Source organism: Butyrivibrio sp. VCB2001 (genome assembly GCF_000423965.1).
Taxonomy (GTDB): Bacteria; Bacillota; Clostridia; order Lachnospirales; family Lachnospiraceae; genus Butyrivibrio.
In genome coordinates this window covers 36,159-51,768 of record NZ_AUIZ01000015.1, presented here as the reverse complement: position 1 = coordinate 51,768, position 15,610 = coordinate 36,159, and the positions used below count along the sequence as shown (strand labels likewise).

Here is a 15,610-nt window from a genome sequence, read left to right as displayed (position 1 = left end):
TGTTTCTTCCTATATTCCGATGGCCCTGTATATCAGGTCCATATCAAGATTTTTTCTAAGACAGTCAGCCAGTTTATCAAGCTCTTTTTCCTGGGTCCTAATGTGGCTCTCCATCTTTGGAACAGGCTTTTTTATTCCCTTTCTCTCAAAGAGAATTGATAACAGCCCCTCTGCAATCTCAGGCTCATCAAAGAAGCCGTGGATATAAGTTCCAAGAACACTTCCCTCTGTTATAACCCTGTCCGACTTCCAATCAGCCTGTGTTCTTCCCATGTGGATCTCATAGCCTTTATACTTCTTCCCGTTCAGGTTTTCGTAAACGCCGCTTATATTTGAGAGAACACCTTCCACCTGCTTTAGGTCTTTCTCATCAGCAAAGGTCGTATCCGCAGGCAAAAGACAAAGTCCCGTCTCTTTACACTGATCTGCGCCTTCACCTTCAATACTCCTTCCAAGGATCTGGAAACCACCACAGATTCCAACCACCAAGGCTCCTTTCAAAGCAGCTGACCTTATAGCTCTATCCAGCCCTTTTTCCTTAAGCCACTTAAGGTCGGATAATGTATTCTTTGTTCCGGGTATAATAACAAGATCGGCTTCGGCAACGGCCTTAGCCTCCTGGGTATAGATAAATTCCACGTCTTCGATATTTTCAAATACTGAATAGTCTGTGTAATTACTGATAAAGGGAAGTCTTATGACAGCGATCTTTACCTTACTTTCGCTTTTAAACCCATCCCTTTCCTTTAGTATATCAGAAAGAGAGTCCTCCTCATCAAGAGAAAGCTCCATGTAAGGAACAACTCCGGCAAAAGGAATGTCGCAGTACTCCTTAAACATCGTAAGCCCCGGCGTAAGGAGCGAAACATCTCCTCTGAACTTGTTGATGATAAGTCCCTTTATCCTGTCTCTTTCCTCTTTCGGCATAAGACTTACCGTGCCAAGGAGCTGTGCAAAAACGCCGCCGGGATCTATATTGCCCACCAGCAGAACAGGCGCATCCACAAGCTCTGCAAGTCCCATGTTCACAATATCTTCGCTTCTGAGATTGATCTCCACAGGGCTTCCGGCGCCTTCTATGACAATGATATCCGTATCCTGTGACAGTCTTTCATAGGCTGCCATAATATCAGGCACATATTTTCTCTTATTCTTAAAATATTCCCTGGCATCCATGTCTCCTATTGGAAGTCCGTTCACGATAACCTGTGAAGCCCTCTCCCCTGTAGGCTTTAACAGTATGGGATTCATGTCGGAGGACACTTCTCTTCCGGCAGCTAAAGCTTGCAGAGCCTGAGCCCTTCCGATCTCTCTTCCGCCCGGAGTGACATAGGAATTAAGGGCCATGTTCTGGGACTTAAAAGGCGCGACTCTAAAACCCTCCTGCCTTAAAAGGCGAAGGATTCCGGCCGTCAATATGCTCTTTCCGGCTCCACTCATGGTGCCCTGTATCATCAGATTTTTAGCCAAGTATGTCCTCACTTCAGTTTGTAGAAAAACTCCGTTGTCTCTTTTCCCTCTGCAATAACCTCATAGAGGTCAGAAATAATCGTTCCTGCTTTATTGGTAAACTGATACAGCGATTTGTCACAGGCCCATACATCGCCGCTTTGAACTGCCTTAAAGTCCTTAAAGGTCACGTCCATATCCGCAAGGGTCTTAAGGTCCGCCGGCGCATCCTGTATTGTTCCGTTATAAATCAGTATATCCGCATCCTTTGCGTAGTCATAGAATGCCTCAATGCTGACAGTAACCGATGACGCAGACTTTTCATCGCTGCCTGTATCCGGAGAAGCATAGGTTCCGCCAGCCGTTTCTATCATTTTAACAAAGTAATCATTTTTCTTTTTGGTGACGATCTGGTGACCGGAATTTACTGCAAACACAGCAACACTTTTTCCTTCTATACCGGAAAGGTCGATATCTTCCACAAGCTTTGTCTGCTCTAAAAAGGCATCCTTAGCAGCCTCTTCTTTGTCACATAAAACTCCGTAAACCTTGATCCATTCAAGCCTTCCAAGAGGATCCTCCTCGTAACTTGATCTGTCTATGAAAGCTGTTATTCCCAGCTTTTCAAGTTTTTCCAAAACCTTTGGAGTGTGCAGTATCATGGTATTTTCGATGGCAAGGTCAGTACCCTTTTCCATCATCATCTCATAGTCAGGGGCGCTGTACTTTCCGCCATAAACAAGAGTTCCTGCCTCCATGGCATCTTTTGCCGCATCAATATACCAATCCTCCTGTTTTGTCCCTGATAGCGTAACCTTATCCATGGCTCCTATCGAGTCAAACTGGCACATAACAGCTGACGCGGCAAGATATATGCTTGTAAGCGGCTTTTTGATGACAAAGGTATCCGGAGCTTCGATATCCGGTGCATCAAGTCCATCCGGCACTACCACGTAATTTCTTCCATCACTTACCGCTATCACCAAAAGGTCTTTGTCATATCTGTGTATCTTAAACTCTTTTGCAAAAGAGCTATCGTCTGTAGAAATATATGTAAAGCCCGAAATATCAACAGGTGACATGTCAGATGTTGCTCCTGATATCTCTCCCTCTTCTTCCGGGGCATTTTCTTCATCTCCAAAACTAAATACAAGAGTGTAATCAATAAGATGAGGCGTTCCCATTGCGGTAGTATCTGCCTGTACCTTCATCTCTTTATTCAAAGTGACAGGAATCCGGAACTTGGATCCGTCATCCGTACTTATGGGATAATAGGTCTTTCCACCCACTATCATATAATCATAGTTTGAACTGCTCCAGATGATATCTGCAACAGCCTTTCCTCCCTCTACACTTATGCTGCAGGGGCTCTGTATGTATGCCTTTCCGCTGCCACCTGTCAGTGAAACGGAAGCGGCATAATCCCCATCGGGAATTCTGCCGCATCCGTACAATAACAGGAGCATTACAAGGATCAGCATGTAATCCTTAATATGTAATGTCTTATTTAAGCGCACTCTTTACATGCTCCACATAGATATTCTGAACTTCATCAATTCTTCCAAGGCCTGAGATCTGACATGTTACTTCGTCAAAAGAGCCATCGGCTTCAAAGCTGCTCTTCCAGGAATCATCGTCATCTCCGGCCATATCGTTGTTGGCATGATCGCCTGCAACAACCATGAGAGGTCTGAGTACAACCTTCTTGTATCCGGCTTCCTTAACCTTATTTATAACCTCTGAAAGTTCTGTCTCTTCAGGCTCGCCTTCAACGGTTCCGATGAATACGTTCTTGTAGCCAAGCTCATCCATCTGAGTCTGCATCTGAGAGTATGTGATCTTAGCTGTGTGAGATGTTCCGTGTCCCATGAATACAAATGCAACACCGTCTTTTTCTGCCACATCAATGTCTGCAAAGCCTGCATCCTTAACTGCTGCTGCAGTTACAGCCTTGGCAACTGTCTCTTTATCAGAGTTGATAACTGTAGCATCCTTTCCTACTTCTCCAAGAAGAGGCTCTGAAACAACCACCTTTTCAAACTTATCTTCGTACTTTGAAAGAGTATCCATAAGCTCGTCATACTCTGCGCCGTGCATAAGGTGTGTAGGCTGAATAACAAGCTCTTTTACACCGTTCGAAACTGCGCGCTCAAGTGCCTGCTCAACGTTGTCGATTTTCTCACCATCCCTTGCGTATACGTGGTTGATGATGATCTGTGCAGTGAAAGCTCTTCTTACGCTGTAATCAGGATATGCCTCTGCAAGTGCCTTCTCGATTCCGCCGATATCCTCTGCTCTACTGTCATTAAAGCTTGTACCAAAGCTTACAACAAGGAGCTCTTTCTCTCCGATCTCATCTGCGTTTAAAGGATCATCAATAGAAGCATCTCCTGTGTCATTACCAAAGTAATCAGGATCTGCAAACTCTCCTTCTACCAGTTCCTTCTGCTCATCTGTAAGTTCGTCCCATGCCTTCTTGGCAGCTTCACACTCAGCATAGGTGTTATCCGTATAAGTCTGCACATAGATTGCGTCAATAAGCTCAGCCACCTTATCTGCCATAGCCTGATCATCCTCCCCGGCATCTTCCTGAACATCTGATACAACTACCTTGTGGTCATACCACTTCTCTTTGGTTCCGATAAGTGCAAGATCAAATTCCTGATCAAGGTATGGTACAGGAACATCAAATCCATTTACTTCTTCAGTTGTACCGTCCTCATAAGTAACTGTATCTGTAGTGGGCTCAAGGAGTACTGCTCCATCCTTCTGAGCATCCTCAGCAGTTCCGGGGAAGAGGTTTACAATGTTCTTGGATGGAAGTGTAATGTGGATTGTCATCTGGCCATCCTTAACTGTAAGAGTACCTCTGTCTCCATAAGCTTCATTTACATGGAACATGCTTCCGTCTGTTGTAAACTTTGCGCTGTAAACACCATCCTCTAAGGCTGCCTCAGCTGTTGTTTCTTCAGGTGCTGCTTCAGTTACTTCTTCAGCTGCCTCCTGCGACGTTTCCTCTGCCGGAGCCTCCTGCGCGCTCTGCTCCGCTCCTGTACAACCTGCCAGCATACTGACTGACAAAGCTGCCACCATGAACATTCCTAGAAATTTCTTTTTCATAATAGCCTCCTGTTTTTTTATTCATGGGCATTAAAAAATCCCTTGTTTTCACAAGGGATTGGCTATCTGTTGCACAGCAAAACAAAGCAAGATCCATGCTCCTGCCTTTATTTCTTCGTACCGTCAATTCCTCGTGACTTAGGATTTCTCCCATGTACAGCGACTGGCAGGTCTCCCGACTTATCGAGTAGCCTTACGGCTTTGCTCTTTAAACCTTCCCGGATTTCTCCAGTGGCATATATAAAGAGCTCTCGAAACACGGTGACGAGATCGCGCAGGACTTACACCTGCTTCCCTTTTCACCCGCACGGCCAAACGGCCTGCAGACACCATCCGCTTTATTTAACTTACTTTGCTATAATACCACACCTGTCAAGAAAGAGAAAACTGTTCCTTATGTAAGGACATCTGTGAGGACTTCTATCATGTTCTTTACATCTATAGGCTTTGCTATATGAGCATTCATACCCGCATCTTTGGCTTTTTTAACGTCTTCCGCAAAGGCATTGGCTGTCATGGCGATCACAGGTATCTTTCTTCTTGCTTCATCATCGAGTTCTCTTATGGCCTTCGTTGCTTCATAGCCACCCATTACAGGCATCTGAATATCCATAAGAACTGCGTTGTAGTACCCCGGCTCAGCTGCCTTTACTTTGTCCACAGCTTCTTTTCCGTTCTCTGCAGTCTCTACTGTAAAGCCGTGCTTTTCCAAAAGCTTGATTGCAATCTGCCTGTTTATGGGCATGTCATCTGTAAGAAGAAGTCTCATGGAACTGAAGTCTGCAACTCCTGCCCTATTCTTTGCTTCAATTGCCTCTGTTTCTTTCTGTATATCTTCCTGGCTCTGTCTATCCAGCGATAACTTTACAATAAACTCAGAGCCCTTGTTTTTCTTGGAATTAACCGTAATGGTTCCGCCCATGAGATCAACTATATTCTTTACAATGCTCATTCCAAGGCCGGTTCCCTGAATGCCACTTACAGTTATATCTTTTTCTCTCTCAAAGGCTTCAAATACCTTCTTTGTAAACTCTTCAGACATACCGATTCCGTTGTCTTTAACGCTTATCACATAGTCTGCACAGCCATTCACAACTGCTGTAGTCTGCTTTAGAGTAACGGATATACTTCCGCCCTCAGGGGTAAATTTGTAGGCATTACTGATAAGGTTGAGCAGTACCCTGTTAAGTCTGTTTATATCGCAGTAAACATGAGGATCCTTAAGATCTATGCATTCCACTTTAAACTCAATATCCTTCTCGTGCATCTGCAGTTCAAAAAGATTTCGGATATCCTCAAAGGTCCTTCTTAAGTTTACGGGAACAGGCTCGAGGTCCATTCTTCCGCTCTCAATTCTGCTCATCTCAAGGACGTCATTTATAAGTGCAAGCAGATGATGGCTGGATCCCTTTATCTTATGCAGGTAATCCTTTAGTTCTTCGTGGGTAACAGCTTCATCCTCAGCCAGATTGATATATCCGATAATGGCATTCATAGGTGTCCTTATGTCGTGGGACATATTGGACAAGAATACTGTCTTGGCCCGGCTCCTCTCATTGGCCTTGATGGACTCAACGGAAGCCGCCTTCTCTCTCCTTGACATGATCCTGTAAATGCTGAACATGATGACAAGAGCAATTATGATAAGGCTCATCTGGATCAGGCTGTTTCTGGTAAGGACATGATCTACATTTACCAGCTGTTCCTGTATAGAGGCTTCTGTTTTTTCAATGGTATCAATATCCTTGCCGCCGCTCTGGCTCTCATAGTAATCCTTGATGTTGCCGACAACATCTTTTGTCATGTCGTCGGTAGCTCTTTTAACCCACATGAGAGATGTGAAGAAAATCAGAAATAGGAGGGTTACCCAGACAACCGTTGATTTGCCGTATCTTCTTTCTGTATCCTTTTCAAATACGAACCTGAACCACAAGAACCCCAGAATACTCCATGTCGCCAGTATCAGATAGGACTCTGTTGACATAGCTTCTGCTGAGGACATCATAAAGAACAGGAAGAACAAACCACTCATGACAATGCCGACTATACCTGTTATCTCAATTTTCTTATTGTCCTCTTTTTTGGCATTGGCAAGAGCCGCGGCTGAAGTATAGGCGTATGCAATCGTGGCTCCTATTGTTGTTACATCAACGATCCATCCAATGGCAGTCCTGCCAAGAAGCGGGATGAAAAGAGATATGCACATGATAAAAACAAGGGCATTCTTAGGATTCTTTTCCTCATTGAGCTTTGCAAACCACGGTGGAAGCATTCCCTCATCAGCCATGTAAAACATCAGTCTGCTGGCTGCAATGAAGTTGCCGATAAGGCCTGTTACTATTCCTGCAAAAGCAGCAAGCCCCAGTATAAATACGCCACTGCTTCCCATAGTATCAGATACAACATGAAAGGTAGGAAGTCCCTCTATACCGGATAAATTACCAATATCCCTTATATAATCAAGCCAGGTAGTGTACCCTTCATCAACATGCGCCACAGCTATCTGAGCCAATAGCAGATAAGATAATACTGCCGTAAAAAGAGCTATCGCCATGATGCGAAGACTTCTTTTTGCAGGGAACTTGAAGCCCGCAGCTGAGTTTGAGATAGATTCAAAACCTACAAAAGCCCAGGGTGAAAGAGCCGCAATTGTAAATATCTGGATAGCTTTGCTGCCCTGATTACTTACAAAATAAGGCTTTGCAGGAATAAGGATATTGCCGTCCACACCTGCAACAAATGCTGCACAAATGATAATTCCAAAGATGAGAATAAGCGCAAAGATCACCTGCAAAGTAAAGGCAATTCTTTTTCCCCTGATGCAGCATATTCCGCAAATAAGGACCGCTGCCACTGATAGGAGCACTTCTCCAAGATATACGTCATATCCAAGGATCACATAGTGGAACCCGAACTGAAAAGTACTTCCTAAGAGAAATTTACTGATAAGGCCAAGGGCAGATGCATTGGCCCAAAGGATTGCGATATACACAAGAACCAGAAACCACGCACTCATAAAGCCATGGTCATGACCAAAGGTTCTAAGCGTATAGGTGAGAGTTCCTCCGCCATCCGGGAACTTGTTCATCAGATAGTGGTAATTGGCACCGATTATGAACATGACAACGGCGCCGATTATAAGGCCTACAACAGTTCCGACAGGACCTGCCTTTGGAAGGAACGTTGTTCCGGGCATGACAAAAGCACCCCATCCCACAGCACATCCAAAGGAAAGTGCCCATATATGAATGGGATACAGATATTGGTCAAACTTCATTTTATTGTTGCCATTTGGCGTTGTATCCGTACGGATCATCTCCCTTTCCAAACTTATTTCTTAAGTTCTTTCTTGTTCCTGTACATTTCCTCATCAGCACGTTTAAATACATCTGCTACAGTTTCATTCCCCTTAAACCTGCTCATTCCGGCAGCTATTACGACATCGCCCTTTTGTTTGTTCCTCATGTTGTGCTTTCTCATTTTAAGCATCAGAGCATCAATATTGAGATAATCATATCCTTGCGCTATAACCACAAATTCATCGCCGCCAACCCTGTAGGCCGGACTGTGCTTAAAAATACGACAGATGGTATCGCATCCATGCTTAATGAACCTATCTCCCTCCTGATGGCCGTAAGTATCATTTATCTCTTTAAGGCCATTTAAGTCAAAGACACAGATTGCAAAAGAAGGTGTGTATTTCTCCTCTATTCTTGTATTTAATATCTTTTCCATCTCAACATAGGCATGCTTATTCTTGACGCCGGTAAGCTCATCAAGGTTTGCCTTTACCTCTGCTGCATTAAGGCTTATGGCATATTCCTGCTCGCGTCTTATCTTTTCATCAATATCAAAGATACCGACTATAAGCTTTTCTTCGCCGTCCTCCATGGTCAAAGTAGCCCTTAACTGAACATATTTGGGCTCTCCATTAATGATCGCTCTGTGTTCATTTTCAAACATGCCTGTCTTTAATATCTGTTCATAGACATTTACTTTGGTAAAAGCAGTCAGGAATGCATCCAGATCTTCATGATAGATACCCTTGTCGGCATTCTTTATGACATCTACAAAGAAATCTTTTCCTTCACTTTCTATATTCAAATCCGTAGAATTTCCACCCGGATTATACATGTAGTATTCCTGAGTTCTTGGATCAATCGTGAAGATAAAAATAAAGTTTCCGGTCAGCGCACCTATTCTGGAATAAACAATGCTCTCTTCCTTAGCTCTTTCAACAATCTCCCTGCTTTTTATCTGATTGTCGACATTGTTGATTCCGATAATAACATGATTGGCTGCGTCCTTTGTCTTTACTCCCTTGATGCTTACATATGTTGGAGCACCGCCCAGCATCATTCGAGTAACCATTGAAAAGAGACCATTCTCCCTGATCTGCTTTATGAAGTTATCCTTGGTAAACTCAGCTTTGAAGTTCTCAACATCCTCAGGATATATCTCAAAATCTATAGTATTCTTCTCAAGGTCAAAATAGTCATTTCCAAGCCTTTCAAAGGTTATATCCCTGCTATCTCCGTCAGGAGTATATTCTGCAAAAGTCTCTGTATCCAGATCTACAAAATACAGCTTGATATAGTCCTCAGAAAGAGCCCTTGCCACATAGTTATAGGTAAGCCCCTCATTACTTGCTATATCAGAAGCCGATAATATGGCCACCGCTACAGCTGCAACACCTGTAACAGGATTTACCGCCACCCTTCTGATGAACATCTGTATGGTATGACCACTGGCTGTAATGTCGTCTATTATTACCCTCTCTCCGTTTTTAGCACACTGTCTTATAGCATTATAAGAGTAATTTCCCGGGCCTTTACTTACAGTATCGTAAAAGATCTCCTTCCTGTTTTTGCCGTCAGGAAAATAATCCAGGGCAAAACGTCTGTAGCTTCTGTTACATCTGACGAAGGTTGCCTTCTTATCATCAAGTGCAAAAATAACCATAGGGATGGTATCAAAGTATTTATTTAAATCCTTTTCATCGGTTTTCGAAGCTGCAAGATCGTATAGATTAATTCTGCCAAGGGTTTCAAAATATCCCGCCTCTGCAGGATTCTCAAACCCAATCTGTATTCCCCTGATATTTCTGTCAACAATATCTGCAAAAGAAATAGGCCTGGTATAGTAATTCCCCTGCAATTTGACGCAGCCTATTTCTTTCAGAAAGTCAACTTGAGTCTTTGTTTCAACGCCCTCAGCCACAGTGTCCATACCGAGTGCCAATGCTGTCTTTACCAGCTCGGTAACAATGATCTTTCCGGCATCAGACTTATCTATTTCCTCTATAAATATCTTGTCTATCTTCAGAAGATCAAAGTGCACCTTAAGAAGAATAAGCATTGAAGCATATCCGCTTCCGTAGTCATCCATCCATACCTTTACTCCTCCGGCTCTGAAGCGATCCACCACCTTTTTCATGCGATCAATGTCCAAAGACATTGTCCTCTCCGAAATTTCAATAGAAATCTTGTCCCTTGTAAAGCCATAGGAATCTATTAAGGCTGTGATCTCCGAAACCATGTCACAGCACTCAAAGTCTGAGGCAGCAAGATTTATGGATTCAGACACAACATAGTAGCCCTGTTCGGACTGCTCCTTCATTTTCTTAAGGACTCTCTCAACCATATAAAGGTCAAGTTTGTAGGTCAGCTTTGCCTCATCAAGTGCAGGAACAAATTCTGAAGCTGTAAAGGTTCCCATTTGGGGGTCTGTCCACCTCGAATAGGCTTCCTCATCGGAAACCTTACCACTTGCAGCACGAACAAGAGGCTGATGATAAGCCTTTATCCATTCCTCTTTAATGGCTCTGTCCAAATTGTCAATAAAGTAGCTTTTATCCAAAAGATGGTCCTTTCATCGCCAATTATATACATATAGTTTAATATATTTTTCTTCTAAAAAACGTATTTTTATAGTTTTTTTACCATTATATTATATTTGGATCAGGCCAACAAAAAAGTGCAACCATCCATATTTTTAGGATGATTGCACCTTTATTTATGAACTGATTTTTATTCAAATTTCAGCTGCGCGCTTTAAGGCATCGTCAATGTGAGGCTGAAAGTTCTCTCTGCCTACAAGATCAACAAATCCGTCCTTCTCCATAGTAGCCATAGGCTGCTCATTTACATGGGAAAAGACAAGCTGAACACCGTTCTCTTTGCATCTTTCATAGAGCTGCTCGAATGAGTGCATTGCTGTTGCATCGATTGCCGGAACTCCACGCATACGGATTACAAGTGCTCTTGTAAAGTCCTTAAAACCAATCTCTGCGATCATATCAGCATCACCAAAGAACATAGGCCCGCTGATTTCATATACTCTTACATGCTTAGGAATATCTTTAAGCTCAGGTCCATCAGGATCTTCATCGGGGTCATAATACTTCCATCCTGTGATACCTGACTCGTCGCTCATTCTCTTCATGAACAGGAGGCATGCAAGAACCATACCGATCTCAATAGCTACTACAAGGTCAAATACGATAGTCAGTACAAATGTGATAACAAGAACAAATACATCGCTCTTTGGAGCTGTCTTACAAAGATGTACGAAAGTTCTCCACTGGCACATGTTATATGCAACCATAAACAGGATTGCAGCTATGGTAGGCATAGGAATAAGCTTTGCAAATGGCATCAGTACTACAAGAACAAGAACCAGGCATAAAGAATGTACCATTCCGGCTATAGGTGTTCTTCCACCATTTTTGATGTTTGCAGCAGTTCTGGCAATAGCACCTGTTGCAGGGATACCACCAAAGAGTGCTGAACCGATATTACCTGCGCCTTGAGCGATAAGCTCCATGTTTGATCTGTGGTGAGAGTTGATCATGGAGTCTGCAACCACACAGGATAACAGTGATTCGATAGCTGCAAGGATTGCAATGGTAAAACCATCTCCTGCTACCGATCTGATTGTCTCAAAATCAAAGGCAGGAACATGAAGCTGTGGAAGGGTTCCTTTTATCTCATAAAGGTCTCCTATGGTGTTAACGTTAAGATTAAGAAGTTTCACCATGAGGATTCCGACGATAACCGCTACGAGTGATCCGGGAATCTTTTTGCTTACCTTGGGCCATACGATCTGAATAAGAAGGCAGACAACACCAACTACAAGAGCCCATACGTTGATGGTTCCGATGTTTGCGCCTATGGCCTTCACTTTCTCCATGGTCTCGACGGTCTTGGTTCCTGCCGGATATGTTAATCCCAGGAAGTCCTTGATCTGTCCCACAAGGATGGTCACAGCGATACCTGCTGTAAATCCTGTTGTTATAGTATAAGGAATGAACTTGATAAGGGATCCGAGTCTGAATACTCCCATAAGAATAAGGAGAATACCGGCAAATATAGTAGCAAGTGCCAGTCCTTCCATTCCCTTGGTTGCCACGATTCCGGCAACGATTGTTGCAAAAGCAGCTGTGGGTCCTGCTATCTGAACTCTTGAGCCACCTAAAAATGAAATAATAAAGCCCGCTACGATAGCTGTATAAAGACCTTCCTCAGGGCCAACACCCGATGCAAGAGCAAGGGCGATTGACAAAGGAAGTGCAATTATGGCAACTATGATTCCGGATACAACATCACTGCCAAACTGCTTTACACTATAGTGCTTCAGGTTTGAAAACAGCATTGGCTTTAATTTGTCTTTTGATTGCATGTTACTAACATCCTCCGCTAATACTAACATCATCTAAATAAATACACAGTTTTTAATTATATTACCATCTGCTGAAAAGTAAAGAAATATTTAGTGTGTGACATTACTGTGATAAAGCAAATGCTATTCTTTTAATATAACAAAGAGAGAGCGCTTCCCATCAGGGAAATGTAAAGGAGAGAAAATTATGAAAGAAAGCACAAAACTTATTATCATCAAATCTATGATCAATACTGTTGTCACATGGCTACTGTTTGCTATGATCCTTAGCGTTATAAATCATGTAGCTCTGGGACAGTCACTTATCGAAATCCACACTATCCTGCTTGCAATTTTTGCCGGACTTGGCAGCTATGTCGGGTTCCTTAGAAAAGAGCTTGATGAAACATCCCATATTTCTTGAGAATTTTATGATGTTTTAATGATTAATCTCAGTAATAATAGTGCACAAGATATGCACAATTATGATAAAATAAGAACAATAAATCATATTATTGTTTCACCTACACACAATTTAGGAGGAATGCTATGAATATCACAAAAACTGTTAATGGAGATCAGCTTAACATCGCGTTGGATGGAAGACTTGATACAGGAACAGCACCTGAGCTTGAAAAGGTACTGAATGAGTCTCTTGATCAGGTTAAGGCACTTACAATTGATATGTCCGCTCTTGAGTACATCTCTTCTGCAGGACTTAGAACTCTTCTCTCTGCTAAGAAGGCTCTTTACAACAAGGGTACAATTAAGATTGTCAACCCTAACGATATCGTTAAGGAAGTCTTTACCGTAACCGGATTCAGCAACATATTTGACATCGAGGGTTGAAAGGAGCAGAGACTATGAAATCAGACGTAATCGCTATTGATAACAAGGGTACCGGATTTAAAGAGGCAGTTGAAGCAACTAAGAAGCTTGCTGAGTTCAATGGCCTTAATGCTACAGATTCACTTCATCTTCAGCTCTTTACAGAAGAAATGCTCAGCATGGTAAGGATCGTAACAGGTGAAGTTAAAGCTTCCTTCTGGGTTGATCAGGAAGATAAGACCTATGATCTCAATCTTACAACTGAGACCGTTATGGATAAGGATAAGAGAGCTACTCTCATCTCCGCATCCAGCTCAAGAAAGAACGAAGCTGCAGGAAGTTTCCTCGGAATGCTCAGAGATGCTTTTGAGCAGGCTATGACAGCTGATTCAGATAAAGTTTACTACGAGCTTCCCGATGACATCGCATCAGACGTAGTTGGTCACTTCGTAGATGATCCTGAGTATGATCAGTATGAAGCATCTGTTCTTAAAAAGCTTGCAGATGATGTTAAGATCGCCATCCGTGGTGGCAAGGTACACATGACTGTAAGAAAGGCTTTCTAAGACCGGAAACCTTTAAATAAACAAACTAATAAAGAGCCGATACCAAATGGTATCGGCTCTCTTTTATTTCACAGCTTGTTTTCACAAGGTAGTTCTGCTCTCGCAATCAGCCTGTGATTGTGCAGTACATGAAGTACTTGTATCCAAGAGGACTTGAGAAGAATCCCTGTACGTTGTTGCTGATCATGTAAAGATCTGTGTAGTAGTAGATAGGGCAGATGCAGCCTGTTGACATAAGAAGATCCTCTGCTCTGTGCATAAGCTCATAACGAGTCTTAACATCTGTGCAGGTCTTGATGTCGCTGATAAGTACATCGTATGTCTCTGACCATGTGCCGTTCTCAACCTTTGTATCGTAACCAAGATCTGTGATGTCAAGTGAGTAAGCCTGAACCTTAGCGTTGTCGCCCTTACCGAACTGAACATCGTTGTTACCTGACTGTGTTGTCCACATATCAAGGAATGAAATAGGATCGTTGTAGTCACCAAGCCAACCGTTACGTGCGATTGAGTAGTTACCAGCCTTACGTGTATCAAGGAATGTAGCCCACTCCTGGTTCTCAAGGTTCATTGTGATGCCGATACCAGCGAATGTAGCCTGGATAGCTTCAGCAATTGCCTTGTGTCCCTCTGATGTGTTGTAGAGGTATGTAAGTGTAGGGAAGTCTGTGAACTGCTGTGTAGCCTCATCAAATGTGTAGTACTTCTTGAGAGTCTCAAGTGCAGCACCCCAGTTAGCTTCGTAAGCATCCTCAGATACATCATAGTATCCGTTGAAGCTGTTTCCGCCGGCATTCTCATAGAACTGTGATCCGTCAGCATCTGTAAGACCCATAGCTACGAATGAAGAAGCAGGAACCTGTCCACCCTGTGCTACGTCGTTTACGATGTAGTTTCTGTCGATGAGAAGTGCAAGTGCGTTACGAACTTCGTTCTCAGCAGCTGCCTTGTCAGCACCTGTAAGTGTGTTTGAAGCAGGAAGGATGTTCTCGTTGATGTTCCAGCATACATAGTATGTTCCAAGCTGACCTGCTGTTACGAACTCATCAGGATATGTCTCCTTAAGAGTAGCGATCTCGTTTGTAGGAACGTCATCGATCATCTGCCAGTCACCATTCTCGAAGTTAGCGAGCTGGTTGTTAGCATCATCTGAAAGGTAGAAGTTGATCTCTTCCATTGTGATCTTATCAGCATCATAGAAGTTATCGTTCTTTGTGATTGTGATAAGTGAGTTGTGATCCCAGCTTGTCATTGTGTATGCACCGTTACATACATAAGTTGAAGGATCTGTAGCCCATGCTTCGTTAGCAACTACATCTTCACGAACAGGCATGTATGTAGGGAATGCAAGAAGCTCATCCCAGTAAGCAACTGTGTTTGCAAGAGTAACTTCAAGAGTCTTGTCATCAATTGCGTTTACATTGAGCTTGCCATCAGCATATCCGTCTACTACCTCGAACATGTAGCCATAGTCAGCTGCTGTCTCAGGAGCGATTGCTCTGTTCCAGGCAAATACGAAGTCACCTGCTGTTACAGGCTGTCCATCTGACCATGTAAGGCCATCTCTAAGTGTGTAAGTGTAAGTTACTGTTCCGTCGTCGTTTGTTACACCTTCAACGAGCTCCTCAGCACAGTCAGGCTGAAGCTCAAGATTTCCGCTTGCATCAAGGCCCCATTTAGCAAGACCTGAGAAGAGGTGGTTGATAAGTGTAGCACCGTCTACTGCAGAGTTAAGTGCAGGATCAAGTGATGCAGGCTCTGAAGCAAGACATACATTGATCTTCTGCTCTCCAACAGGCTCAGCTGCAGGAGCTTCTGCCTGAGTGTCAGCTGCTGTATCAGCAGGTGCAGCTGTCTCCTGAGTATCTGTTGAAGCAGGTGTCTCAGCAGGAGTAGCGCTGTTGCCGCAAGCAGCAAGGCTCAGTACCATGCAAGATGCAAGTACTAAAGAAACTAACTTCTTTTTCATAATTTTCCTCCTTATTATG

The 15,610-nt window shown here is 43.2% G+C and carries 10 protein-coding genes and 1 riboswitch; of the genes, 3 read left to right on the top strand and 7 right to left on the bottom strand.

The genetic code is table 11. From position 1 onward, the window contains the following. Positions 1–9 precede the first annotated feature (9 nt). The 6 genes from G589_RS0113090 to G589_RS0113060 form a co-directional block, all read right to left on the bottom strand. The gene (locus G589_RS0113090) at positions 10–1,470 is read right to left on the bottom strand and encodes a cobyric acid synthase (protein ID WP_026522452.1); all 1,461 of its coding nucleotides are present in this window, start codon (positions 1,468–1,470) and stop codon (positions 10–12) included. Between the two features lie 8 nt (positions 1,471–1,478). Beyond that, positions 1,479–2,966, bottom strand: coding sequence for an ABC transporter substrate-binding protein (locus G589_RS19965; RefSeq protein WP_051192381.1), 1,488 nt, complete (start codon positions 2,964–2,966; stop codon positions 1,479–1,481). Continuing rightward, positions 2,953–4,569, bottom strand: coding sequence for a sirohydrochlorin cobaltochelatase (locus G589_RS19960; protein ID WP_242826451.1), 1,617 nt, complete (start codon positions 4,567–4,569; stop codon positions 2,953–2,955). Before G589_RS19960 ends, G589_RS19965 begins: the two co-directional genes overlap by 14 nt. Positions 4,570–4,717: 148 nt before the next feature. Then, positions 4,718–4,918: riboswitch (cobalamin riboswitch) on the bottom strand. A 45-nt stretch (positions 4,919–4,963) separates the two neighbouring features. Then, on the bottom strand, positions 4,964–7,885 hold the full coding sequence (locus G589_RS21285; RefSeq protein WP_051192380.1) for an ATP-binding response regulator: 2,922 nt from the start codon (positions 7,883–7,885) through the stop codon (positions 4,964–4,966). A gap of 14 nt (positions 7,886–7,899) precedes the next feature. After that, positions 7,900–10,428: a bifunctional diguanylate cyclase/phosphodiesterase gene (locus tag G589_RS0113065; protein WP_026522451.1), complete on the bottom strand. Its 2,529-nt coding sequence runs from the start codon at positions 10,426–10,428 to the stop codon at positions 7,900–7,902. A 174-nt stretch (positions 10,429–10,602) separates the two neighbouring features. Further along, positions 10,603–12,249, bottom strand: coding sequence for a SulP family inorganic anion transporter (locus G589_RS0113060; protein ID WP_026522450.1), 1,647 nt, complete (start codon positions 12,247–12,249; stop codon positions 10,603–10,605). 187 nt (positions 12,250–12,436) lie between these two features. On the opposite strand from G589_RS0113060, the gene G589_RS0113055 reads away from it, so the two are divergent. The 3 genes from G589_RS0113055 to G589_RS0113045 all read left to right on the top strand — a co-directional run bounded on the left by G589_RS0113055 (position 12,437) and on the right by G589_RS0113045 (position 13,622). Further along, positions 12,437–12,652, top strand: a complete 216-nt coding sequence (locus G589_RS0113055; RefSeq protein ID WP_022768986.1) for a hypothetical protein — start codon at positions 12,437–12,439, stop codon at positions 12,650–12,652. A gap of 125 nt (positions 12,653–12,777) precedes the next feature. Next, positions 12,778–13,077: an STAS domain-containing protein gene (locus tag G589_RS0113050; RefSeq protein WP_022765457.1), complete on the top strand. Its 300-nt coding sequence runs from the start codon at positions 12,778–12,780 to the stop codon at positions 13,075–13,077. Between the two features lie 14 nt (positions 13,078–13,091). Continuing rightward, a complete protein-coding gene (locus tag G589_RS0113045; RefSeq protein WP_022768983.1) occupies positions 13,092–13,622 on the top strand; it encodes a hypothetical protein in 531 nt (176 codons plus the stop codon). A 106-nt stretch (positions 13,623–13,728) separates the two neighbouring features. Here the strand turns inward: G589_RS0113045 and G589_RS0113040 are convergent, their stop codons facing one another. Then, a complete protein-coding gene (locus tag G589_RS0113040) occupies positions 13,729–15,591 on the bottom strand; it encodes a peptide ABC transporter substrate-binding protein (protein ID WP_026522449.1) in 1,863 nt (620 codons plus the stop codon). Between the last annotated feature and the right edge of the window lie 19 nt (positions 15,592–15,610).